We start from the raw sequence: 23,965 nt of genomic DNA on the forward strand, positions 1-23,965 counted from the left end.
GTCACTCTTATAACTCGATATTAAAGATTACAACACCTTCGCAGGTGAATACCTTATTATCGGCATTAAGAGTCCAGCAAAATACTAGGCACTTTCAGAGCGCCCTCTAGTAGTAGGACGCCGTCTCGGAGCTCGTTGTGGTTTCTGTCCATCACTGCGACCAGCCTCAGCACCGCGCCCTTTACCGTTACCGCCCGCGCGCTTGGCTGGGGCCCCTTTACCCGCAGAGGCGTTACCACTGCGGCTGCTAGAATTTCCACGCCCCTCAGGCTTACCGCGTCCATTGCTGCGGTTGCCCCGACGTTCCTCGCTATTGCCGCGCGCTTCACGCCGCCCTTCACTCTTCTGAGAGTTACCCGCTGGGCGCTTGCTGGAGCCGGGCTTTTGCAACCCACCCCGCTTTGGATTACCGGATGCGGGCACCTGGTGGTCCGGCTCAAACTCTTCAATCTCCTCACGCGGAATTGGCTTGCCGATCAAGCGCTCAATATCCCGAAGCTGCTTAATCTCATCAGCGCTAACAAGGGATACCGCTTGCCCCTGAGCGCCCGCACGCCCTGTGCGGCCAATACGGTGGACATAGTCCTCAGGCACATTGGGCAAATCAAAATTTACTACCTGGGGCAGCTGGTCAATGTCGATGCCTCGGGCTGCGATATCAGTCGCCACAAGAATCTGTACTTTGCCGGCTTTAAAGTCCGCCAGGGCACGAGTTCGTGCATTTTGACTTTTATTACCATGAATGGCTGCTGCCAGGATGCCGTCACCTTCGAGCTGTTTTACCAGCCTGTTGGCACCATGTTTAGTTCGACTAAAGACCAAAGCTTGGTGCCAGTTATTATCCCTAATCAAATGACTAAGCAGTTTCGTTTTTCGAGCCTTATCCACAGGATGGAGCTTCTGTCGCACCGTTTTAGTAGTGGAGTTGCGTGGACTGACATCAATTTCCAGCGGATCTTTTACCAAGCCTTTCGCCAGCTGACGAATATCTGGTGAAAAAGTTGCGGAGAATAGAAGGTTCTGACGCTTAGCCGGTAAAATCCTCAATACTCGTTTGATATCGTGAATGAAGCCCATATCCAGCATGCGGTCTGCTTCATCAAGTACCAGGGCTTCTAAGCGATCGAAGCGAATTGCCCCTTGATTGTGCAGATCCAGCAAGCGCCCAGGGGTAGCTACCAAAATATCCGCTCCGCCTCGCAGACGAGAAATCTGGGGGTTGATCTTCACACCACCAAACACCACCGCATGGCGCATAGGCAGGTACTGGCTGTACCCCTGCACATTATCGAAAACCTGAGCCGCCAATTCACGGGTTGGAGTGAGCACCAGTGCGCGTACTTGCCCTTTTCTAGCGCGCTCCCCTGGCTAAGACGATGCAACAGCGGCAAAGTGAAGCCAGCCGTCTTACCGGTACCAGTTTGGGCTGCGGCCATAATATCGCTGCCCTTCATTACCGCTGGAATAGCTTGTGCCTGGATTGGCGTAGGCGCAGTGTATCCCTGCTCTGCAACGGCACGGGCAATCTCCTGGGCAAGGCCCAGATCTTCAAACAACATAAAAAAACCTCGAACTGCGCCGCAGGCGCAATCAAACACACTCACTCCCCCTGAGGGAATGAAGAGAGAAATCGGAGTCGACATCGGGAGCCTGTATTGCTCCCAGCGTGTACAGCCGTCTAATCGCCAGTCCTCGTAACCGGCGCGCGGCATTCAGTAGAAATTTCCTGGAAGAATTTTTGAAAAGTTCCGGAGGGGCTACCGGCGGATCACCGGCCTACAAATGACGCAGCTGAGAAAAATCAGCGGCGGTACTATACCACACAAAGGCTGACTGTATAGTTTCACCCAGCCAAACTCCTTTCCTTTATAGGTTTATACAGAGCAGTTGTTGGGGAGGTCGTCTTCAGGACCGTAACATAGTTTCACGTTCGCAGCGCGAGCGTCTATCTTTGAGGTACCCCATCCCGTTGCGAACTTGTAAAACAAAGCTGCTCAAAGCAGCCAGGATAGGAACCGTTATGTCACCCAACAACAGTGTGAATACTGAACACCAAGTTGAGCTGATCACCCTCGGCAATGGACGCAAAGTCTCAATACGCCCCATCTGTCGCAGTGATGGCCAGCTTGAGAAAGAACTAATTGAACAGTTGTCTCCAGAAACTCGCCGCGATCGCTTTATTGGCGGAAGCTGTAAAGCCAGCCAAAAGCTATTGGAGTTACTCACAGATAACGACCACCATGTACATGAAGCTTTTATTGCACTCTGCAGTAGTGACAGAGCACAAAGAGCTGTTGCTATAGCACACTACGCACTTGACGTTGACGGACGCGCTTGTGAGTGTGCCGTTGTGGTGAGCGATGACTGGCAGGGGTTAGGTTTGGGACGCTTAATGTTAAAGCGACTCATCAACTGCGCTCAGGATCAGGGGCTTGAACGAATCTATTCGATTGAGTCAGCACAAAATAGACGAGTGGACAGTTTCGCAAAATCCATGGGCTTTACCTGTAAAGCCGATGCCAAAGACTATACCCTGCTCACCTATACACTAGAATTGAAAGCTAATATTGAGACTAATGGCTTTAGTCACAAAGAGGAAGTTTCCCGAATAAATTTGGAGTAAGTGAGTAATTTAAGAATTTCAGTCCATATTTATATTTATTTATCTATATGAAGCAGGTGCCCTTGGTACTTGCTTCATATATTTTCTACTTAACTGTACATCGTTTTCCCAATGCAGTCTTGGCGACCTCAAAATTTCTTACAGTTATTGGTCTTTTATAAAACGACCTCAAGAGAAGTTGGATCACCACCGCCCGCCAAATTTTATATACTTATTTTGTATTTATACGCTCCACAGCAGGGTACCGCTCACTTGCCCATTCATGGCAGATATCTGCCAAGTATTGGGCTAAATCTTTCTCTCTAATTTCCGAAGGTATTGATATCCCGGCACTGCGACGTTTACCTTCATTGCCCTGATAGAATGTGGCCCAGCTATTCGACTGCCTTTCGATAAACATCTCTTTATCAAAAATATTATATTTAAATTTTTTCATAAAAAACCACATAGAATAAAAAAATCCACAGGTTTACAGTTACCCACATGAAAATTATTGTAAATTCTCAGTTATACCATCCCTATTTTGTGTAAGTGCTTGATAGCTACCGATGATTCTTCCAATCAACTCTGGGGTTAAATCTAAAGCCTCACATTTCTCGCCATTTGCTACAATTGGGGCCAATTGATTAAATTCTTTCTTCAACTCCATAACATGTAAAGAATACAGATGTAACAATATTATTAACAACTCAACCTCTTCTTGCTTGATTATTACTCTTTGCTCAGCCAACTCAATAACTTCAAAAGCGTACTGCTTCTGTCCTTTAGCAGTCAAATTTTCCCAGTAATCTGGTGTTTGCGAAATAGCAAGTTTTGCTTGAAGAGCATTGAAATTTTTTTCACGCTTCGAAGCCAGCCTTGCTATTGGCAGCAGCCGGTCTTCCTGAAAAATTTCCCTGAAATCATCCATATAATACCGGGCCTTAGAAGCACATTTTTGAGGAAGGTCCACCCAGGAGCACGACGCAATAAGAAAATTAATAATTATTAATGACAAATATTTCATAGATAAACCCCCTTAAGAGCGAGACCTCTATTCAACGAAAACCATACTGAAACAGAAATGTAACATCGAGACTTGTCAACTTGCCACTATGTATCCATTTAGAAACAACTGCCATCAATAGAACACCATCTGGAAAAAAGGATTAACTTTCCAATAAGTAGTAATTACAATCGGTACTACTACAAATAAAAGCACTATTCCCCAACGTCCTCAGAAATCCATTACCTATAGTGTAAATAGTACGCTTACCACAAGAACGGCCCCTAGTTTCGATGAGATAGGGTATCTGCAGGAGTTAACTTAACTCCTGCAAACCCAATAAGTTCTTCTTTTATATCACTCTTCTTTAGTCAAAAAAATCATCACACGCCAATGGCCCACTAAATTCTAGCAAAGCCTGGGGCATTTGAATTTGCTCCTTCAACTGTCCAAATTGATACAGATAGAAGTTGACATCTGCCTGCATGGATTTCATATAACTCTGCTCACCACCAAAAATAATTACAGAGGGAAACTCCAGCGGATAAAAGCTGGCAATATCTGCTTTTGCTTCGACAACTAACTTGTATGAAATTTTGTTAAGTTCAACTTGTAGATAACCTGAACAAGCATCAGCTTCCCGCTTAACAGAGAAACCATTAAAAGCCGGTAAAAAAATCAGGTCATACTCTTCAGAAACATATCGCCCCGCCCACATTTCAATCTCTGAGTCACCCAGTTTAGCTCCGGTAATCATATAGTAGAGGTCATCTGTTAGCCCCATTGAATAGATCATACCGGCACTGGATTCTTTGTCATACCAGCCCTTATCCAATTGCGCATAGCCAACACCGGCTAGAGACATAGAACCATCAAAGTAACTGTAATTGACTGGGGTACCGACCGTATATAGGAACCACTTTCCTCCTACCCCAGGTATCTCAGGAATAAATCCAAAAGGGGTTTGACCGGGGTTTAACCCATGCCAGTAATGGTGGTGTTCACCAGCCCACTCCATATTAAACAGGAAATCTGGGTGTAAGACCTGTACACCCTGCTCATCGGCCACAACTACTCCCGGTACTTCATAGTAGAACTCATCAATACCTTCAGGGTGCTTCAAGATCACTTCATCAAAAAAGAGATCATACTTCGTGGTAGCTCCGGCCTCTGAAGAAAAAGCTAAATGGATATAGGCTTTAGGCTTGGCAACTGCAAAGTCAGGTGCAATATAGGTTTGTAAGCTAACTTTGAAATATCCCACATCGGGAATTGCAATGTTATAGAACCATTGCTCAGCCCAGGTTTCATCAGAGCTAGGCTCATGTGCACTTAAGTCACTTAGAGTGGTAGCACCAACAAATATGGGAGATATCATTAATCCGATTACAATCAGTATTCTTTTTATCATAAAATACATTGAATAATCCTCTTTTACTCTTCACTAGTTACATTACGACAACAACGTTTAAGCTGGGCATTAATCCAAAGCCGAATTGCCAGCCACAAGATACTAGCCGTACAGTGCAAGATTATTTTTCATTTCTTATGGGTATTAATTATTTGCGATCTATTCTACAAAGATAATCAAATACATTTATTTTAATTTTTTGGTCAATCAACCTTCTACTCAATAAAAGTGGATAGTCATAAAAGCAGCGTGATATTCCTCTTTAATCGCGAATAAACACCTAAACTGTTGGATAAAATTCCCTCCTCTCGGCGCTTTAATTAACATGAATAAGAATATTCCTTCCAAGTTACCAATATTGATTGGTGGTGAGTGGATTCAGTCCAAAAGTACTGAGTGGCTGGATGTAACCAACCCCGCTACCGGCGATGTTATTACACAGGCGCCATTGTCTACCCCGACTGAACTGGAGAATGCAGTAATTTCCGCCAAAGAAACATTTGACCAATGGCGAAATACGCCGGTTACCGCAAGAGCACGGATTATGTTGAGGTACCAGGCGCTTCTGAAAGAAAATCAGGAGCTGCTGGCTGAAATCCTCAGCGAGGAAACAGGTAAAACTTTTGAGGATGCCAAAGGGGACGTCTGGCGCGGTATTGAGGTTGTTGAGCATGCAGCCAATATCGCTTCACTAATGATGGGTGAAACCGTAGAGAATGTTGCCAACACCATCGACTGTTACTCCTATCTACAACCTATTGGAGTTTGTGCGGGGATCACACCATTTAATTTCCCCGCAATGATTCCACTGTGGATGTTTCCAATGGCGATTGCCTGTGGGAATACTTTTATTCTGAAACCCTCTGAACAGGATCCTGTCACGCCTTGCAAACTGGCCGAATTATTTGCTGAAGCGGGGGCTCCAGCAGGTGTTTTACAGGTAGTACATGGCGGCAGGGAACAGGTGGATTTTCTTCTAACGCATCCCGGCATTCAGGCCATTTCATTCGTTGGTTCAGTCCCCGTAGGGCGGCATATTTACCAGATGGGTACCCAGCACCTAAAACGAGTTCAAGCTTTTGCCGGTGCAAAAAACCATATGGTCGTGATGTCCGATGCCAATAAGGCTGCGGCTATTAATAATATTGTTGGATCATCCATCGGAGCTGCCGGGCAACGCTGCATGGCGATTTCCGTCGCTGTACTTGTTGGGGAGACACAACAATGGGTAGACGACATTAAAGACGCTATGTCAGCTATCAAGCCCGGTCATTGGAAGGATACGCAAGCGGGCTTCGGTCCACTAATATCACCCGCTGCTCGTGCGAGGGTGCTTGGGTATATCGCCCAGGGCAAAAAGGAAGGCGCCCGCTGTGTATTAGATGGCTCTGAAATTACTGTCGAAGGGTTTCCCAATGGAAACTGGGTTGGTCCCACCCTATTTGCCGATGTAACTTCGGACATGTCGATCTATACCGACGAGATTTTTGGTCCCGTACTTTGCCTGGTAAATGCCGACTCCCTGGAAGAAGCAATCCAATTAATCAATAACTGCCCCTATGGCAATGGCACCTCAATATTTACGGCTAGTGGCGCTGCCGCACGTAAGTTCCAACACGAAATATTAGTGGGGCAAGTCGGTATTAATGTACCTATTCCAGTGCCATTACCTTTCTTTAGTTTTACCGGCTGGCGAGCGTCTTTTTACGGTGATCAACACGCTTATGGAAAACAAGCTGTACGGTTTTATACCGAAACCAAAACTGTTACGGCACGCTGGTTTGACAGTGATATAGAGCATGCAGAGCACACCAACTTAACCATACAGCTCAAATAATGTTAACTGGAGAGCAGCATGACTAAAACAGTCGCATTTTTAGGGTTGGGCCATATGGGACTGCCTATGGCCACCAACCTGGTCCAGGCGGGCTTTGAAGTTAAAGGGTTTGACCCAGTCACTGAAATACTGGATACCGCTGTAGAAAGCGGTATCAAAAAGTGCTCCTCTCCCCAAGAGTCCGTCGAGGAAGCAGATTTTGTGGTAAGCATGCTGCCTAATAGCGCGGCGGTTGAGTGCCTGTATATTGATACCGACAAACTACTCGACAGTATTTCTCGCGACTGTTTGATTATCGACTGCTCCACTATTTCTTCCAACAGTTCTAAGCGCCTTATTCGTGAAGCCAGAATCAAAGGCCTGCAAGCCATTGAAGCCCCTGTTTCCGGGGGAGTGGCGGGTGCTAGCAAAGGAACTTTGAGTTTTATGTGTGGGGGAGAGGCCGGTGATGTCGACAGGGCCCGGGAAGTTCTAGAGCCAATGGGTAGCAATATTTTCTATGCAGGAGCAGCGGGATCTGGCCAAACAGCAAAGATTTGTAACAATATGCTGCTGGCTATTCATATGATTGGTACCGCTGAAGCCCTACAAATGGGGGTAGATAATGGACTCGACCCCAATGTGCTCTCCGACATTATGTTAAAGAGTTCAGGAGCCAACTGGTCCCTACAAAATTACAATCCCTATCCCGGAGTAATGCCCGAAGTTCCAGCGAGTAAAAACTATAGCGGTGGCTTTATGGTAAAACTTATGTGTAAGGACCTGGGGTTGGCGCAGGAAGCAGCCACTCAGAGTAAGAGCTATACGCCTCTCGGCTCAATGGCGCGCAATCTCTATGGAATTCTCAATTTGCGCGGAGGTAGTGATTTGGACTTCTCATCTATTCAAAAGCTATTTCAAGAAGTGGATTAGCCGCGTAGCAGGCTGGGTATCCACAACCCCTGCCGCAGCTCCACTTCTCTCCAGCACCAGTTACTGGCTATGGTTGCATGACTTTACCGAGAATTCGGATTTCACGCACTTGATCCCACTCTATAGCAAAGTAGAACTTTTGTTTGCGTCCAGCATTACTGGGAATCGTGAGTTCTTCAGGGTTTCCTTTGCCCCTAAACAAGTTGGCTGCATAGCCATCCTGGTCAATAAGGATCACTGCCTCGGAGCTATCCAGGTCGATTAACCGCACGGGGAAGTCATTTTGATTTTTAAAACCAACTTCAACATAGCAACCACTCTCTGCATGGGCGGTCACTGCGATAACGTCGCTTTCCAGATACTTATTGAGATCTTCCAGCGTATTGATAAGTACAGCACCATCAGTACTCTGCCCTGTTTTACGTCCATCAACCACACCTTCACTGGCACCATCCATCAGGTTTTTACCAAAGCTGACGATGTTAGACATCACTGATTTTGCCGTTTCCGCTACGCCACTCTCTTGCTCATCTGTATTTTGCTGTGCAAACGCAGAGGAACATAAAATCAGGCCGGCAATTAAAATCGTTCTTCGCACTGATATCTCCATATCCTTTACTATCCATTCCAACTTAAGCCAGCTCCAGTTAGCTGGCTTAAGTTGGGAATATTAGCAAAAGAAATATTGCTTGGAAAAACGATTAGTGTTTGCGCGGTACAAAATCAGGATTACTGTCCCTGCCCTGTTGCTGCAATTTGAACCTCTCGAATATTTACATGCTGGGGCTGGGAGTACATGAACATAGCTGTGCGAGCAATATCCTCTGCATTAATTGCACCACCAATGGATTCTTTCCATTGTTGATAGGCCTCAATAATTTCTGCTGAGGTAGTGTGGCTTAGCAGCTCTGTTTCCACCGCGCCGGGGCATATGGTCATTACACGTACCCCGGTAGGCGCCACTTCCTCGCGCACGGTTTCACCAATAGCAGAGACAGCATATTTGGTACCACAGTACGCAGCATGATTGATAAATGTTTTTACTCCAGCAATAGAACTGATATTGATAATGGTCCCGGAATGGCGAGTTTTCATATCCTCCAAAACTGCCTGCATACCGTTAAGCAAGGCCAATACATTCACATCGAACATTTTCCGCCACTCATCGGGGTTCTGGGTTTCAATATTGCCCAGTAACATTTTGCCGGCATTGTTAATCAGACAGTCAACCGGACCAAACTGAGTCTCAGCCTCACGAATTGCCTCGCGCAAGGCTGCCATATCAGTCACATCCACTTTCCTGCAAAGAGTATTTGGCAGATTTAAAGCTTCCAGCTTGTCCACACGCCTTGCCAACAATAATAGAGGATGCCCGGCAGCAGACATATGTTGGGCAATGGCAGCACCAATACCTGAACTGGCTCCAGTAATAACAACGAGTGGTTTGGACATGGGCTCTCTCTCCTTCAATGAGTTATCCCGGCGGATAGTTTTGTTTAAGTAGACCCAGTATAGGAATTCCGACTAATATGATTAGCCCAACCAATAGGAAAACATTGTTTGGTTTTTATGAACAATATCTCATGGCGCGCTATTCGTGCATTTATTCAGGTGGCCGATGCCGGAAGCTTCACCGCTGCAGCGCGGGACAGCGGCTTTTCCAAGGCCAATTTGAGCCAACTGGTCACAGAGCTGGAAACAACCCTGGATATACAGCTTCTCTACCGCACGACAAGACAACTGCGTCTTACCGAGATTGGTGAGGGTTACTATTTGCGTTGCAAGCAAGCGATGCAGCAGTTGGATTCAGCCGCCGAGTGGGCCAGTGAATCAAAGGGAGGACTGGAGGGAAACATCCGCATCAACGCTGTTGGTGGCATTATCGGAGAGAGCTTAATTGCTCGGCTGGTGATCAAGTTTCAGCAGGCCAATCCAGGAGTTAGAGTTCATCTGGACTTTTCCAGCACCCGAGTAGATTTGATTCAAGACCAGTACGATTTGGTTATTCGTATGGGCAGTTTGCCGGACTCCTCTCTAATCGTGCGTAAACTTCACACTATCAAAACCCGATACGTAGCCAGCCCAAAGTTCCTTCAAGAATATGGACCTATAGAAAAACCTGCTGATTTAGCATCTGTACCGCTAATTTCCGGCAGTGTAGATCAATGGCTGCTGACACGAGGTAAGAATCAACAGGTTGTGCAAGTTGAAAACAGCACTAAATTGATTAGCGGAAGGGTAATGCACCGCGCTGCAATTGAGGGACTTGGAATTACCCGGCTGGCAGATATCTATGTCCAGGCAGATATTGCCAGTGGGCGTCTGGTTGAAATTCTGCCCGGCTGGTCTGAGTCTACCGAGCTCTCCATGGTATGCCCGCCCCTACGCCACCAATTATTACGGGTGCGCAATTTGATGCAGTGGCTAAAGGAAGGTTTTGCGGATATTTATTTACAGGCTTTAGCTGTTAGTCCTATTGAATAAAGTACCTCAAATAAACGCGAACAATTTGTCTCTGTGACTAGCTTTTCCTAATTACCGTCAAAGTTCACCTTCTGATTGTTTTATTGCCTGTAATTCCACCGGTGACAAAGCCTTGTAGCCACGCAAATAGGGCCAGCCATACCCCCAGCGAAATGGGGTGGGTAAAAAAGGCGTACCGCCAACCCGAACTCCAAGTAACATCATTAGTGCAACTTCTTCTTCCCCGGTTCCAGCTACACAGACTTCCAGATCTTTATCCGCCTGCTCGCGTTCATCGTATGTGCCCCCTTTCCAGTAGGCATAATCATGGGCAATACAGCAGTCGAGCCACAACTCCTGTTGATCAAAAGTTCCATCGGGAAATGCGCTACAACCATCAGTAGTAAATGGCTCTATTTCCTGCGCAAAGGCTTCCAAACTCAATAAGGAAATGAACAACAACCAGCGGCACATCAGTCCTACTCATACACTCAAAAAAAGTAAATCGGCTCGGACACTGAAATATAACCCCACCTCTTCGATAAACCACTAAAAATTGAATTTAAGCCCACTTGCCATTAGTGTCTATTAGACACATAATGTTTCAAGACCCATTATTCAAACCCTGGAGAGACCGGGGTTTATTCACAGCAAGGAGCTTGCTGCTATGGCCCAGCACTACGATTTTGCCGTTTTTATCGGTCGATTCCAGCCATTCCATTCCGGACATCTAAAAGTAGTCCAGTGCGGATTAGCTCAGGCCCAGCACCTGATTATCCTGATTGGCTCCGCCAACCAACCCCGCAATCCTCGCAACCCCTGGACTCATCGCGAGCGGGAACAATTTATCAGGAAAAGCTTAAGCGAGAGTGACAACAAGCGCCTGACCTGCCTTCCTTTAATGGATGTGCCTTACAATGATGAACTGTGGGTGCGCAATGTACAAAACTCAGTTAACGGCATAGTGACCGCTCATCACAGCATTCCTCACAAGCCACCTCAAATTGCATTAATCGGGCACCAGAAAGACCAGAGCGGTTTTTACCTCAACCTCTTCCCCCAGTGGGAATCCCTTGGGGTGGAGAATCACAACGAAATCAGTGCAACCCCCTTTAGGGAGGCACTATTTACCGACAGCGCCGATAGCTTGTTGAATTCACTCAACCAAGAAAAGCAATTGCCAGAGGGCACTATTGGCGCTTTAAGAGAGTTTGTGGAGACCAATCCAGCCTACGGCGAAATGCGCGAAGAAATGGCATTCATCCAGCGCTACAGATCCTCCTGGGCCACCGCTCCCTATCCGCCAACTCACGTTACTGTCGATGCTGTAGTGGTCCAATCTGGCCATATCCTGCTGATAGAGCGACGAGCTTTTCCCGGGCGGGGTTTATGGGCGCTGCCCGGTGGTTTTGTCGACCCCGGTGAGCGACTGATCGATGCCTGCCTGCGAGAATTGCGAGAGGAAACACGCCTTAAAGTCCCGACACCAGTGTTGAAAGGATCTATACGCCGGCAGGATGTATTCGATGAACCCTATCGCTCGGCCCGTGGAAGGACTATCACACACGCCTATTACATAGAACTGGCTCCCAGCCAACAGCTACCCAAGGTAAAGGGCGGTGACGACGCTCGCCATGCCCGCTGGGTTCCCCTCGCTGATCTGGACCCTCAGCAGCTATTTGAAGACCACTATTACATCATTCAATCCCTGATTGGCGGTGCCTAAAGCTGGTAGGAGGTGGCCAATTGCCGCCTCTTGCACATTCAACAACTCGCATTACCTTCACCAATACCCAAAAAACACGCCAATACTTGACAGCTTAGTATCGAAAAGACACTATTAACTTAGTTGGTGTCCTTTAGACAATAATTGGCAAGGCCCGCACTGGAGAGACCGGTGCTAACAACTACTCACGGAGGATTTCCGCGATGAACCAGTACAACCCAATCCTGAATGTCGACAGCTATAAAACCAGCCACTACCTTCAGTACCCAGAGGGAACCCAGTATGTCAGCAGCTATATCGAGAGCCGGGGCGGCCAGTTCAAAGAGGCTGTTTTCTTTGGCCTACAGGCATTTATCAAGCAGTACCTGACTACCCCGATCAACGCAGAGCACATCGAAGAGGCAGAGGAGCTCTGTCTGGCCCATGGCCTGCCATTTAATCGCGAGGGATGGGAATACATTCTCCAGGAGCATCAGGGTTACCTGCCCATTGAGATTCAAGCAGTTCCCGAGGGCAGCGTTATCCCGACTAGGAATGTCTTAGTCCAAGTAGTCAATACAGACCCCAAGTGCTTCTGGCTAACCAGCTATATCGAAACCGCCCTGCTGCGCGCAATTTGGTACCCCACCACAGTTGCCACCCAAAGCCGGGAAGCCAAAAAGGTCATTCAACGATATTTACTGGAAACTGCTGAGGGCCTCGACTCACTGCCCTTCAAGCTACATGACTTTGGCGCACGCGGTGCTAGCAGCGAAGAGACAGCTGCGATTGGGGGCCTGGCCCACCTGGTAAATTTCCAAGGCACAGACACCATTGCCGCCGTACTCGCCGGCCGCCGCTACTACGCAGCCCCAATGGCCGGATTTTCAATACCCGCTGCAGAGCACAGCACCATGACCAGTTGGGGACGCGAGCAGGAAGCCAAAGCCTATGAAAATATGCTGACGCAATTCAGCGGTGACAATCGTCTGGTCGCCGTAGTGAGTGACAGCTACGATCTTTGGAGTGCTATCGAGAATATCTGGGGCGGTGAATTAAAAGAGAGGGTAGAAAATAATGGCGGCACCCTGGTAATTCGCCCGGATAGCGGCGATCCCGTTGATATAGTCACTCAGACTATTGAGCGCTTGATGAGAATATTCGGAGCGACCATTAATAGTAAAGGTTTCCGAGTACTTCCTGACTTTATTCGGGTGATCCAGGGTGACGGGATTTCTCTACACACCATTGAGGGCATCCTCAGCGCAATGAAAGCCAGAAAACAGAGCGCTGAAAATATTAGCTTCGGTATGGGAGGTGAGCTTTTACAAAAAGTTAACCGAGATACCATGAGATTCGCCATGAAAGCCAGTGCGGTTCGAGTCGATGGCCTATGGCGGGATGTTTACAAAGACCCCGCCACCGATAGCGGTAAGCGCTCCAAGAGAGGGCGCTTGGCATTAATAAATCATCCCGGCGGAACGCCCTACACTATTCATGAGCAAGATATTGGTAGCCGTAATAATCTGCTGGAAACCGTCTACCGCAACGGGAAATTACTTATAGAACAAGACCTGGAAACTATTCGGAAACGGGCAGTTATTGTTGAGGGTAGAGATATATTGGCTGTTGCCAGTTAATATTAACTAATCAGTAATCTTTTAGGGAGCGTTGATGTTATTGGAAATTGCAGTTGGAGATGCCTACGGAGCCGGATTTGAGTTTTGTAGCCGTGAGATTATTAACAATAACAATCATGCTAACGGGTATATCTCTCATCCCCTTGGCATCAAACCCGGTTGTTATACCGACGATACTCAGATGAGCTTGGCTATTGCTGAGCTCCTTCTTGAGAATTCGAATCCCCAAGAGTCGGACTTTGCACAAGCTTTTATCCACGCTTATAAGCGTGATCCTCGCCTTGGATATGCATCAGGCTTTCAAAGCCTTCTCGATAGCTGTGAAACTGGAAAGGATCTAACTCGCAAGATAAGGCCTCACAGCAAACGTAACGGTGCAGCAATGCGCTCAGTACCCCTTGGGCTTATTCCCGATATTGATCAACTACTAACAGTGGCTAAATGCCAAGCTAGCGTTACGCACAATACCGAAGAGGGGATCTTATCTGCTTAAGCAGTTGCCCTAATGGCACATCTATTAATCTACCAAAAATCAACTCTAATTGAGTTGCCCAAGCTTATTGAGAAAAAGCTCAACCTAAAATTAATAGGAAGCTGGTCTGGCAAGGTCAACTGTGATGCCTTAGAAACCTTGGCTGCGGTAAATATAGCACTACAAAGTAATCGAGACTTCCTTGGACTATTGAAGACCTGTATAGATTTTGGTGGTGATACTGATAGTGTCGCCGCAATTGCCTGCGGGCTTGCAGCACTTACCAGAGAGTACGATTTGGAACTTCCTTTCAGTTTACTCTCTGGCCTGGAAAATAGTACTTATGGATACCAATACTTGATTGAGCTAGATAAAAAATTAGTTAACAATTTTTTATCTTAAGAAGCGAAACTATTTTTCAGTTAAAGCTCTAAATTTCTTATAAATTTATGATCAGCGGAGCTTTCACTCAAACGATAGAGCGCTGCAGGCCGACCTTTTTCAGAACGTTTTTCACCAGTATCTACTAACAAATTTGCCTGCTCAATTCGCCTGCGAAATGATTTTTTCTGTATTGGTTTACCAATTATTGCCTCATGTACATGCTGCAACTCTGGCAAGGTAAAAGTTTCCGGTAATGCAAATGCAGGCACAATAGTATAGAGCGCTTTTTGAACCAAACGCTCATGGGCACGACTAATAATTTCCTGATGATCAAAAGCCAGAGATAATTGAGATATCTGAGAGTAAGGCAACCAGTCCACACTCGATACGGTATCGATTGCACTTGCACAGCGCTGGTGGGCAATCAAGGCAGTATAGGCAACCGATATCGACCATCCGCGCTTGTCTCGGCTAGATCCACCAAAGGTATAAAGCTGCTCTAAATAGGGAGGTATAACTGATGTCTTTTCTTTTAGCTTTCGGTTAACCGCCGCCTCCAGACTATTATCTTCGGTTTCAGAGACAAATCCTCCAGGCAAAGCCCACTTTCCTTTCTCTGGGTGAGCCGAGCGCTTAACCAATAACACCTTGAGAAAGCCTTCGTGATAGGTAAATAGAACTGCATCCACAGTAACTAAAGGAGCGTCAAAGTTACGCTTCTCATAGCGAGCTATATAGTCTTTTTCATTCATAGGGAGAGACAAGTATCATTTAGACACTTAGTGTAACTCGAAGGTATTGGTGGGATAAAGTTATTTACTTTCAGATAATTCTGAGCCGTCAATTTCCTCTTGTAGCTTTTCCAAGTCGTCCAGAATTCTCAGGAATTTCTGTCCAAATTCTGTAACGTTATATTCCACACGGGGAGGAATCTCTGCATAGCTGATCCGCTCCAGTATCCCGAACTCCATATTTCTTCGTAAACATTCATTCAGGACCTTGGTAGTCAAACCCTCAACGCTGCGAACCATCTCCCCCGGTCGATTTACCCCTCCAGCCAGAAGCTGATAGACAGTAAGGGACCATTTACAGCCATAGATAGTCTCAACCATTCTGGCACTTCTCTTGGGCGGGCGCTTTCGCGTGAGCATGTTTTTCTCTGATTTCATCAATACTTACCAAAAAGTAACTAGTGCACCATTTTGTGCTTACTTTTCAACCTATCCGATTCTTTTCTAAACTCCACTCACGTAATGAGCATATCTCAGTGAGGAAATAATATGAGTGACTCCACTAAAAGACCAGATTCTACTGAACAAAAAGAAGTTGCCTTAATCGTTGGTGGTTCCAGTGGTATGGGACTCGCCATTGCAAACCTACTGGTGAAACAGGGAATCCACACAGTTATTATTGGCAATAATCTCAACAAACTTGAAAGAGCCCACAACGAATTAACTCAGATGGGCTCTGCAGAAGCACTTCAGGCAGACCTCTATCAACAGGCTGATATCAGCGATATTATCGAATATATAAAATCCAGCAATCATCATTTTAAATACCTGGTAAACGCCGCTGGATATTTTAATCCTACTGCATTTCTTGAACATACTCGGGAAGACTACGACACTTATCTCGACCTCAACCGTGCCACCTTCTTTATTAGCCAGGCCGTAACAAGAAACATGGTAGACAACGGCGGAGGGAGTGTAGTGAATATTGGCTCCATGTGGGCCAAGCAATCCGTAAAGGCGACACCCTCCTCAGCCTATTCAATGGCCAAAGCCGGTTTACATTCGCTCACCCAACATATGGCGATGGAACTGGCCGATCACAAAATTCGTGTTAATGCAGTATCCCCTGCGGTGGTTAAGACGCCTATCTATGAGCCCTTTATCGATTCGGGGGAAATAGACCAAGCACTTGCTTCCTTCGATAACTTTCACCCTATTGGCAGAATTGGTACCCCCCAGGACATCGCTGGTGTCGTAGATTTTCTTTTAAGCGACAAAGCAAGTTGGGTAACTGGAGCCATTTGGGACGTTGATGGCGGGGTAATTGCTGGGAGAAACTAGAATACCAAAACGCCCGGATAGAAGTATTTTATTCGGGCTCAATTTAGAGAAATTCCTGCACTGCAGCTCCTGCTAAAGAATTGTTATTTTACCTTTTATTTAAATATCCAGAGTAAACCATCAAAACCATCTAAAGTAGAAAATTAAATCCTAAGACATGACCAATCGCTTGTGCAACAAAATACCACTCACTATAAGGTATTTTACAGCATCAACAACATTCTGATCGGCTTGCAATAAGCTATCACTCTTCTCAAAAAATCTAATTGCCTTCTTATGGTCCAAAAACGGCATATCCAAAGTTGCACGGCTATGAACAATATCCTTCATATATTCATAAAGTTTCCTGTTTTTCTTATCCGTAAGTGGTGGAGTCCAAAGAGGCTGTTTTTGCTTCTTGTATACTTGCTCTGTTAACACAGGTTTCATGGCTTCTCTGAGTATATATTTCTCCGTTAACCCGCGAATCTTGTATTTATCCGGCAATACTGAGACATACTCAACCAGGTGATGATCCAGAAAAGGTAGGCGCCCTTCGATAGAGTGAGCCATTTCTGTTCTATCCCCCATCATTGTAAGAACATAGTGGGGCAGCATAGACTTGGTAAAGGTATATAGACTTTTTGATAAAATGGACCTGTTCTTAACCGAAAAGGCACCTCCCAAGTGTTCCAACAGAGTTTCTGCAGGCTGTAAGTTCTGTATATACTCGGCATAACCCTCACAAAACAATGGGAATATCTTTGTGCCCATATCCATAAAGCTCTGCATCCAGTTTGGAAAGAAGCCAAGGGCTGACTTCACCACCTGTGACTGATGCATTCTTGTAGAGGCCATAAAAACGCCTTCGGAAACAGGATCACCAGACTGCAATTTCTGCAAGATAGCTTGCTTTTCTTTTTTTGGAATTGCATCTAAATAATTTTCGATAAAATCTTGCCTGAACCAACCGTAACCAGCAAATACTTCATCTGCTCCATCCCCAGTAAGAACCACTTTATAACCGTGCTCTCGAACAACTCGGCTTAGAACATATTTAGTGATAGCGTTACCGTTAAAGAACATTTTTTCGCCGGTATAAGCAGTATCCTCAAAGCAAGAGATCAGTGTGTCACTATCAATTTCAACAGGGTGATAATTACTTCCCAAGTAATCAGTCATGGATTTTGCGTTAGAGGACTCATCATAGGCCGGATGATCAAAAGATAAGGTGAATGCATCGATCGGCTTATCCACCATACCTTGCGCTATACCAAGCACGGAAGAGGCATCTATGCCACCACTCAAATAGCAGGCAACAGGTACATCAGCTTTGAGCCTTAACTTAATCGATTCAGAGAAGCGCTCGCGCACCTCACTAATAACCTCTTTCTCATCGAAAACATTACTTCTTTGTTCCGCAATAGTGGGGAAGTGTAAATTCCAATAAAGATGAGTCGAAAATTGTAGATTATCCAAATAGGCCAAACCATAATGACCAGGAGGAAGCTCATGAATATTGTTAAATAAGCTAGAGGCTGGAGCATGCAAGAAGCTAATTTCTTGCCAAAAAGTATGTGGATTCCAATCTATCGGCAAGCCAAGCGCTTTGAAGGCCTTAACTTCTGATGCAAAACACAAGCATCCATCTGCCCAGTAATAAAAAAGAGGTTTTATTCCAAATCTATCTCGAGCAGATAATATTAAGTTTTTTCTTTTATCGTAAAGTACGAAAGAAAATTCTCCTCGAAGATAGTCCAAGCAATAAACGCCAAACTCTTGATATAGGCCGATAAGTATTTCACTATCCGATTGTGTAAGAAAACGATAGTTCCGCCTTATCAAATCATCTTTTATCTCTAAATAATTATAAAATTCACCATTAACAATGCAGACTACCTCTCCATCATCACTCAATAGTGGCTGCTGACCACCTTCCAAGTCAATAATACTTAGGCGCTTATGAGCCAGCCAGGCCCGTCCATCTCCTGATGACCAGAACCCTTCACCATCAGGCCCTCGATGGGAAAGGGTCTGTAATGCTCGATAAATCTGTTCCCGGTTGTATACAACGGTATTTGAAAATACAGCTAGCAGCCCACACATTTTGCTGCCTCCCCAATATCGATAGAAGGACTGCCTCAGATTAGCAAAAAAGTACTTCGCGCCATCTACTCAAAAAAAAGCGAACAAATACTTATACATTAAAGAATTGAACTAGAGATAAGTATGAGATTAAAATTTATAACCAAACTCACATTTCACTAGCTGAGCTTGATTACAAGCTCAGACTTAAAGAGAGTTATAAATTTTAAAGATATCATTTTCTTTCACTATCCAGCTAAGCTTTAGCTAAAACTCTAGATATATTGCTGCTCTAGGAAAATCTTTTGATTTACCTGAGCAACCTAAAATCTTTACTTAGAATAAAGATCTCTAAAATTTACATTGTACGTATTCCATTCGGTCTAGATTAATGATAACAATACCATTTAAACTCAAACAACTAACTTTATACGTAAATACAAATTATACAGCCCAATCAATAAATATAAACCGCTCCTGAAGAATAAGCTTCATTGTTCTCAGGGCTTGCGAGTAAACCACTATCGGCACTTCCTTCACCGTTCGCCCCTACTGCTAAACTAGCTCCATCTCCACTTAGCGCAACAGAGCCACCAAATTTGTCTCCCGAGTCTGTGTTGCTCGCCTTAATATAAGCCTCACTAGACCAGTCTACGCCATTAAATATATAGGTATAAACTGCTCCTGCTTTCTTTGAAGATTCGTCTGTACTATCTCCGAACAATCCTTGGCTATAGCTTTTCTCTCCCCATGCTCCCACGGCGATAAAACTGCCATCATCACTCAGGTTTACCGCCTCTCCAAAGTAAGCCGATACATGAGGATTGGAAGCTTTCAAATAGGCAGTTTGCTCCCAAGCGTTTTCTTTTCGAGAAAAAATATAGACAGCGCCACTAGAAGCTACACTTCGATCATCCTGATTTTCATTAGACCCATCTTGATATGGGGCTCCAACAGCTAGAGTTTTCCCATTACCACTTAAATTGAGTGCAAATCCAAACCAATCACCAACATATGCATTACTAGCCGATATCTTGCTATCTTCTACCCAAGATTCACCATCCAACTGGTATAGATAAACGGAACCTGCCTCTGCATTGTCAGCATAAGCCCCAACTGCGAATGAAGCCCCGGCATCATCAAGGCTTATCGAAGAACCAAAACCTAACCCCTCAGAACTATCAGTAGCCTTAATGTAGGCATACTGTGACCAACTTCCCTCCTCATTACGGAACACATATACCGCTCCAGAATCTTCAATAGAATCGCCATCAAGACCACCATCTTCACTGGGTGCGGTTACTGCTAAAGTAGAACCATTCCCACTAAGGCTAAGGGCATAGCCAAATAGGTCATTATTTCCTCGATTGTCTGCTTGAAGTCGGGCGCTATGGACCCAACCTTCATTACTTCGGGAAAAAATATGAACAGCGCCCGCAGAAAAATTATCATTTTCCCCGTTCTCCTTAAATGCCCCTACTGCAAGCGTATAACCATCATCGCTAAGGCTCAATGCAGTTCCAAACTCTGCAGCTTCTTGAGGATCTGGAGACTTAAGATAGGCTTGCTGTGTCCATTCGCCATCTTCCCGACTAAAAATATAAACTGCACCTGAATCAGGTGTCAGGTTATCCTCTTGGTCACCACCGCTATCTTCGCGAGGAGCACCTACTGCAAGCAGGTTGCCATCATCGCTAATTGCTAGATTCCAACCAAACTGATCGTCAGCATCCGTATTACTGGGTTTAAAATAACCGATACTACCTATCACATCCTGATCAATCGCTACTGCATCAGAATCGATACATCTCTGATCATCGCAGGTTTGCAATAAGTATTGGGCATTAAGCTTTTTGAATAAAGGCACCACTAATTCAATGCGCTCTTCTTTTGGCGCAATGGGATTTCCAATAGGTTCAAACCCAGAGTGCCCATCAGCATTTTCAAATAACTGATAATAAGTTGCCCCAGAAACATCGCTCCAGCGAAAGATTAGCGTTTTAGGTTTCTCATAATGGACCGCCATCGTAGCAGCTGTAAGCTCGCCACTTGTGTCTGGATCATCTCCCCCGCTCGAAGATCCATTACAACCTGAAAGATATACACTGAACATCAAGATTGCTAGATTAATATTAAATTTCACTATATGCTTTCCTTATAGGTCATCGTATCATTTTTCAAAACTCTCATATCCTTAGCCCTTAATTAGATATGACTTTTATTGTCAACACGAAAATACAGACTATTCTCGTATCGCCTTAGCACTAAAATATTTCCAACAAGAACCACTGCAAGAAGTAAAATTAGAATGAACTTCGAATATATTCGTAAATAAACATCCCCTTTTATAGACTTAGGTTTGATTCTCTTTTAGAGCCTTGACAGGATTAAGGGCTCAGACTGCTTTATTAATTTGCCAATTAAGACTTAGAAATTCATTCTTGAATTCACAATAACTAATTAACCAGCATGAAAAAACATAAAACATAAAAATCAAACACTCAGACGAGCAGACATTATTATGTATATTTTATTTATTCAGCAGCCGGCAGTAATAACTACTAAACAAAGTGTAAAACACTTATCAACGTCTATACTATTTACCTTTTATTATTGGGTTTGCGCCAATCATCCTGCACATCAAATAGAGCAAACGACCAATACGAAACCAATACGAAACCAATACGAAACCAATACGAAACCAATAGTAATATCTATAAATATAATTTGTTAATTTAATCTATAAACTATCATTCTTCACATTACAACCGAGACTTTATAAGGCACTCATAATGAAACAGCCATCTAAATACACTGATACTTTTAAGCAGCCTACAAGATTCAACTGACAGAGTGAACTTTTTTAAAAAATATATTTTTACCCTCCGAATTAGAACAACAGGTCCAACTAAAAGTCTTTAATGGCTAGACATCTGTCCGAACTTGAGGGTACGTTCTTATAAAGAAATGTGACTCAAAATTTCTTAGCCAACAAAAATACGGATAATTTTTTAGCAGCTTGAAACCAGATATCTCACATGTTTACACAAAATAAATCGATGAATAGATGGCAGCTTAAAAATTTTCGTGCGTCAAAAATAAGAAATGTGGACTTCTAGTCATTCAGATAATAGAGTATTATTTTATCGTATCTCATACCTTTTATGCATGAAAACAGCTTAAAAAGATGTAGTGATAATTTCTTGCAACAAAAATTTGTAAGTATTCCAATATTTATTTGGAGCTCAAGATATTAGATACTCAACAACTCTTCCAGCTCGCCCTGCATATAATTTTCGAGTCCACGGCCTCACCTTGGATTTACTAACTCCCATGACCTCACAATATTCATTCATTATATATTTTGATTGACTATCGGTTACACAACCTTCTACTGGTACTCAGAAAGAGAAAATACCTCTTTCACAATTGGATTATTATTGATCTTGTTGAGAGTGATGCTACCAGTAGCCAAATTTAATATGACGATTCCTTTTACAACATCTAGGGAACCTCTGAATAATTCTGAGTCAATTTGGTAATATTCACCTACCCATCAAGACTACGATGAATCATGCACCAAGTCACCTTTGCCGAAGCAGAATATAAGCTAAAGCGCCGTATAACTCGCCGAGAGAAGTTTCTTTCTCAAATGGAAACCCTCATCCCATGGCAGCGACTAGAAGCTCAGATCACTCCTTGTTACCCACAAGGCAAACGTGGCCGACAGCCATATCCATTGAGTGTCATGCTTCGTATTCATTGCATGCAGCTATTTTACAATCTCAGTGATCCCGCTATGGAAGATGCACTGTATGAAATTGAATCCATGCGTAGTTTTGCTGGATTGACTTTGAGTAACCCAATTCCCGATGAAACAACGATTCTTAACTTTCGCCACTTACTGGAGCTCAATCAGCTAGGTGCAGCTCTTTTTGATGAAATCAACAAACATCTTGCTGAGAATGGCATGGTACTGCGTGAAGGCACGATTGTAGATGCCACTATTATCTCTGCGCCAACTTCAACTAAGAATGAAAAGAAAGAACGTGATCCGGAAATGCATCAAACAAAGAAAGGCAATCAGTGGAATTTTGGGATGAAAATGCATATCGGGGTTGATGATGTGCTTGGAGTAATACATAGCATAGACACAACAGCAGCGAATTCGCATGATGTCACAACAACAGAGCGAGTTCTCCACGGGGAGGAGAAAAGAATCTGGGGAGACTCTGGGTACATTGGTGCGGAGAAACGTGAAGAGTTGAAAGAGCGGGAGGCGGATTGGTATATAGCAATGAAGCCGAGCAAGCTAAAAACTCTTCCAGGGCGTGATGCACTTCGTAAAGCGGAAAAGATCAAGGCGCAGATAAGAGCGAAGGTTGAGCACCCCTTCCGCTACATCAAACGGGTATTTGGTTATGACAAGGTCCGCTATCGGGGACTGCTAAAGAATACTGAGAGGCTGTGCTTACTGGCAGGCTTTACCAACTTATTAATAGGGAGAAAATACTTGGCTGCCTAGGGGTGGTTCGCCTGAAACCCGCCTATTGAGGGTTTCAGATGAAAAATTAGGGGACTATTACGCGAAAATTACACATTTGTGCGTAATAAAGTGAATTTTTCAAGCAGCTCAGCTTAATTCTAGAAAAATGCTTCGTTGATCAGAGGGTCCCTAGATAAATCACAGTCCTATTAAGGTATGATTTAAGATTAACCTTTGGAGTCACCCCTATTACTAATTGAATTTGGTAAAACCAAATCCACTGGTTTTCTTGAGTTGACATAATCACGGAATTCGGGGGCTACATATTCAGAGCGCAACTCCCATATCCTTTTAAAAGGTTCCATTGATAAGTATGCTGTATATTGACGAGTCATTGAGTCCCAAATAGTAAAATCGAGTCTGTTTGCCTTGTATTGGAAATAAGCTTCTTCCCAGATCTTAAAAAAACGATATACAAAACCAATGATCCTTAAAGTATCGGCACTCGACAAAGAATCAAAATCCTTCATCGCCTTCGCAAATATGTCTGCCATTGGTCCGTCACATATTGCTGCCACAGCTTCTCGATGAGCAATGGATATTTCATGCATAGAAGCGATCTTCGATTCTTTATTCTGAACTCTTATTAAAGCGGCAAGATAGACTAAAGATGCGACAACCGCAAAGGCACCAACAAGCTCACCAACGGCACTTAATGTATCCCATACCATAATCCGGCTCTACTCCTTCGAACAAGACGGTAATTTACATAGCTTTTAGTGCCAACTCTTATATTTTACAGATTTACCAACAGATAACGTTCTATTACCAAAATTATATAATCACCTACCCTGTAACGTTCATTTCCTATTTCTAGGCATCTGGAAGACTGACGACCTAAGAAAACAAGA

Annotated in this window: 20 protein-coding genes and 2 pseudogenes; 10 read left to right on the plus strand and 12 right to left on the minus strand. The window is 44.4% G+C overall.

Going from position 1 to position 23,965, the window contains the following annotated elements; all coding sequences use genetic code 11:
* Positions 1-84: 84 nt before the first annotated feature.
* Positions 85-1,559 (minus strand): annotated as a pseudogene (locus QT397_24360) (DEAD/DEAH box helicase).
* A 461-nt stretch (positions 1,560-2,020) separates the two neighbouring features.
* Here QT397_24360 and QT397_24365 point away from each other — a divergent pair.
* Entirely contained in the window at positions 2,021-2,623 is a 603-nt protein-coding gene (locus QT397_24365; protein WNZ55941.1) for a GNAT family N-acetyltransferase, read from the plus strand.
* Between the two features lie 211 nt (positions 2,624-2,834).
* Here the strand turns inward: QT397_24365 and QT397_24370 are convergent, their stop codons facing one another.
* From QT397_24370 to QT397_24380, 3 genes are all read right to left on the minus strand, one after another.
* Positions 2,835-3,059, minus strand: a complete 225-nt coding sequence (locus tag QT397_24370) for a hypothetical protein (GenBank protein ID WNZ55942.1) — start codon at positions 3,057-3,059, stop codon at positions 2,835-2,837.
* A gap of 54 nt (positions 3,060-3,113) precedes the next feature.
* Complete coding sequence (locus QT397_24375; GenBank protein ID WNZ55943.1) at positions 3,114-3,629, minus strand: hypothetical protein; 516 nt, start codon at positions 3,627-3,629, stop codon at positions 3,114-3,116.
* Between the two features lie 346 nt (positions 3,630-3,975).
* Positions 3,976-5,028 (minus strand): hypothetical protein, encoded by a 1,053-nt coding sequence (locus QT397_24380; protein WNZ55944.1) that lies wholly within the window; start codon positions 5,026-5,028, stop codon positions 3,976-3,978.
* Positions 5,029-5,344: 316 nt separating this feature from the next.
* Between QT397_24380 and QT397_24385 the strand changes: the two genes are divergently transcribed.
* Complete coding sequence (locus QT397_24385; protein WNZ55945.1) at positions 5,345-6,856, plus strand: CoA-acylating methylmalonate-semialdehyde dehydrogenase; 1,512 nt, start codon at positions 5,345-5,347, stop codon at positions 6,854-6,856.
* An 18-nt stretch (positions 6,857-6,874) separates the two neighbouring features.
* On the plus strand, positions 6,875-7,768 hold the full coding sequence (gene mmsB / locus QT397_24390; GenBank protein WNZ55946.1) for a 3-hydroxyisobutyrate dehydrogenase: 894 nt from the start codon (positions 6,875-6,877) through the stop codon (positions 7,766-7,768).
* A 67-nt stretch (positions 7,769-7,835) separates the two neighbouring features.
* Here the strand turns inward: mmsB and QT397_24395 are convergent, their stop codons facing one another.
* Both QT397_24395 and QT397_24400 read right to left on the minus strand, forming a co-directional pair.
* Complete coding sequence (locus QT397_24395; GenBank protein WNZ55947.1) at positions 7,836-8,366, minus strand: hypothetical protein; 531 nt, start codon at positions 8,364-8,366, stop codon at positions 7,836-7,838.
* A 131-nt stretch (positions 8,367-8,497) separates the two neighbouring features.
* On the minus strand, positions 8,498-9,220 hold the full coding sequence (locus tag QT397_24400) for an SDR family oxidoreductase (protein ID WNZ55948.1): 723 nt from the start codon (positions 9,218-9,220) through the stop codon (positions 8,498-8,500).
* A 117-nt stretch (positions 9,221-9,337) separates the two neighbouring features.
* Between QT397_24400 and QT397_24405 the strand changes: the two genes are divergently transcribed.
* Positions 9,338-10,252, plus strand: a complete 915-nt coding sequence (locus QT397_24405) for a LysR substrate-binding domain-containing protein (protein WNZ58592.1) — start codon at positions 9,338-9,340, stop codon at positions 10,250-10,252.
* Positions 10,253-10,309: 57 nt separating this feature from the next.
* Here QT397_24405 and QT397_24410 read toward each other — a convergent pair whose 3' ends face one another.
* A complete protein-coding gene (locus QT397_24410; protein WNZ55949.1) occupies positions 10,310-10,705 on the minus strand; it encodes an FAD-binding oxidoreductase in 396 nt (131 codons plus the stop codon).
* 169 nt (positions 10,706-10,874) lie between these two features.
* On the opposite strand from QT397_24410, the gene QT397_24415 reads away from it, so the two are divergent.
* The 4 genes from QT397_24415 (at position 10,875) to QT397_24430 (ending at position 14,450) form a co-directional block, all read left to right on the plus strand.
* Positions 10,875-11,957 carry a bifunctional nicotinamide-nucleotide adenylyltransferase/Nudix hydroxylase gene (locus QT397_24415; protein WNZ58593.1) on the plus strand — a complete coding sequence of 361 codons (1,083 nt, stop codon included), beginning with the start codon at positions 10,875-10,877 and terminating at the stop codon, positions 11,955-11,957.
* A gap of 203 nt (positions 11,958-12,160) precedes the next feature.
* On the plus strand, positions 12,161-13,576 hold the full coding sequence (locus QT397_24420) for a nicotinate phosphoribosyltransferase (GenBank protein WNZ55950.1): 1,416 nt from the start codon (positions 12,161-12,163) through the stop codon (positions 13,574-13,576).
* 34 nt (positions 13,577-13,610) lie between these two features.
* Positions 13,611-14,069: an ADP-ribosylglycohydrolase family protein gene (locus QT397_24425; protein ID WNZ55951.1), complete on the plus strand. Its 459-nt coding sequence runs from the start codon at positions 13,611-13,613 to the stop codon at positions 14,067-14,069.
* A gap of 12 nt (positions 14,070-14,081) precedes the next feature.
* On the plus strand, positions 14,082-14,450 hold the full coding sequence (locus tag QT397_24430; protein WNZ55952.1) for an ADP-ribosylglycohydrolase family protein: 369 nt from the start codon (positions 14,082-14,084) through the stop codon (positions 14,448-14,450).
* A 20-nt stretch (positions 14,451-14,470) separates the two neighbouring features.
* On the opposite strand, the gene QT397_24435 is transcribed toward QT397_24430, so the two are convergent.
* Together QT397_24435 and QT397_24440 are read right to left on the minus strand one after the other, a co-directional pair.
* Positions 14,471-15,184, minus strand: a complete 714-nt coding sequence (locus QT397_24435; protein ID WNZ55953.1) for an NUDIX domain-containing protein — start codon at positions 15,182-15,184, stop codon at positions 14,471-14,473.
* 60 nt (positions 15,185-15,244) lie between these two features.
* Complete coding sequence (locus QT397_24440) at positions 15,245-15,601, minus strand: helix-turn-helix domain-containing protein (protein WNZ55954.1); 357 nt, start codon at positions 15,599-15,601, stop codon at positions 15,245-15,247.
* A 111-nt stretch (positions 15,602-15,712) separates the two neighbouring features.
* Here QT397_24440 and QT397_24445 point away from each other — a divergent pair, with 111 nt between their 5' ends.
* Positions 15,713-16,504 (plus strand): SDR family oxidoreductase, encoded by a 792-nt coding sequence (locus tag QT397_24445; protein ID WNZ55955.1) that lies wholly within the window; start codon positions 15,713-15,715, stop codon positions 16,502-16,504.
* A gap of 150 nt (positions 16,505-16,654) precedes the next feature.
* On the opposite strand, the gene asnB is transcribed toward QT397_24445, so the two are convergent.
* Positions 16,655-18,589, minus strand: coding sequence for an asparagine synthase (glutamine-hydrolyzing) (gene asnB / locus QT397_24450; GenBank protein ID WNZ55956.1), 1,935 nt, complete (start codon positions 18,587-18,589; stop codon positions 16,655-16,657).
* Between the two features lie 436 nt (positions 18,590-19,025).
* Complete coding sequence (locus QT397_24455) at positions 19,026-20,711, minus strand: histidine kinase (GenBank protein ID WNZ55957.1); 1,686 nt, start codon at positions 20,709-20,711, stop codon at positions 19,026-19,028.
* A 1,431-nt stretch (positions 20,712-22,142) separates the two neighbouring features.
* Between QT397_24455 and QT397_24460 the strand changes: the two are divergent.
* Positions 22,143-23,122, plus strand: a pseudogene (locus tag QT397_24460) (IS5 family transposase).
* A gap of 159 nt (positions 23,123-23,281) precedes the next feature.
* Here QT397_24460 and QT397_24465 read toward each other — a convergent pair.
* On the minus strand, positions 23,282-23,785 hold the full coding sequence (locus QT397_24465) for a hypothetical protein (GenBank protein WNZ55958.1): 504 nt from the start codon (positions 23,783-23,785) through the stop codon (positions 23,282-23,284).
* Between the last annotated feature and the right edge of the window lie 180 nt (positions 23,786-23,965).

It is taken from the genome of Microbulbifer sp. MKSA007 (assembly GCA_032615215.1).
In the GTDB taxonomy this organism is placed as follows: domain Bacteria; phylum Pseudomonadota; class Gammaproteobacteria; order Pseudomonadales; family Cellvibrionaceae; genus Microbulbifer.

Excerpts from the sequence above, each read along its gene's own strand:
- QT397_24430 (WNZ55952.1), top strand. The coding sequence starts at position 14,082 with ATGGCACATCTATTAATCTACCAAAAATCAACTCTAATTGAGTTGCCC.
- QT397_24400 (WNZ55948.1), bottom strand. The coding sequence starts at position 9,220 with ATGTCCAAACCACTCGTTGTTATTACTGGAGCCAGTTCAGGTATTGGT.
- QT397_24445 (WNZ55955.1), top strand. The coding sequence starts at position 15,713 with ATGAGTGACTCCACTAAAAGACCAGATTCTACTGAACAAAAAGAAGTT.
- QT397_24410 (WNZ55949.1), bottom strand. The coding sequence starts at position 10,705 with ATGTGCCGCTGGTTGTTGTTCATTTCCTTATTGAGTTTGGAAGCCTTT.
- QT397_24370 (WNZ55942.1), bottom strand. The coding sequence starts at position 3,059 with ATGAAAAAATTTAAATATAATATTTTTGATAAAGAGATGTTTATCGAA.
- mmsB (WNZ55946.1), top strand. The coding sequence starts at position 6,875 with ATGACTAAAACAGTCGCATTTTTAGGGTTGGGCCATATGGGACTGCCT.
- QT397_24385 (WNZ55945.1), top strand. The coding sequence starts at position 5,345 with ATGAATAAGAATATTCCTTCCAAGTTACCAATATTGATTGGTGGTGAG.
- QT397_24420 (WNZ55950.1), top strand. The coding sequence starts at position 12,161 with ATGAACCAGTACAACCCAATCCTGAATGTCGACAGCTATAAAACCAGC.
- QT397_24380 (WNZ55944.1), bottom strand. The coding sequence starts at position 5,028 with ATGTATTTTATGATAAAAAGAATACTGATTGTAATCGGATTAATGATA.
- QT397_24405 (WNZ58592.1), top strand. The coding sequence starts at position 9,338 with ATGAACAATATCTCATGGCGCGCTATTCGTGCATTTATTCAGGTGGCC.
- QT397_24440 (WNZ55954.1), bottom strand. The coding sequence starts at position 15,601 with ATGAAATCAGAGAAAAACATGCTCACGCGAAAGCGCCCGCCCAAGAGA.
- QT397_24375 (WNZ55943.1), bottom strand. The coding sequence starts at position 3,629 with ATGAAATATTTGTCATTAATAATTATTAATTTTCTTATTGCGTCGTGC.
- QT397_24425 (WNZ55951.1), top strand. The coding sequence starts at position 13,611 with ATGTTATTGGAAATTGCAGTTGGAGATGCCTACGGAGCCGGATTTGAG.
- QT397_24365 (WNZ55941.1), top strand. The coding sequence starts at position 2,021 with ATGTCACCCAACAACAGTGTGAATACTGAACACCAAGTTGAGCTGATC.
- QT397_24435 (WNZ55953.1), bottom strand. The coding sequence starts at position 15,184 with ATGAATGAAAAAGACTATATAGCTCGCTATGAGAAGCGTAACTTTGAC.
- QT397_24465 (WNZ55958.1), bottom strand. The coding sequence starts at position 23,785 with ATGGTATGGGATACATTAAGTGCCGTTGGTGAGCTTGTTGGTGCCTTT.
- asnB (WNZ55956.1), bottom strand. The coding sequence starts at position 18,589 with ATGTGTGGGCTGCTAGCTGTATTTTCAAATACCGTTGTATACAACCGG.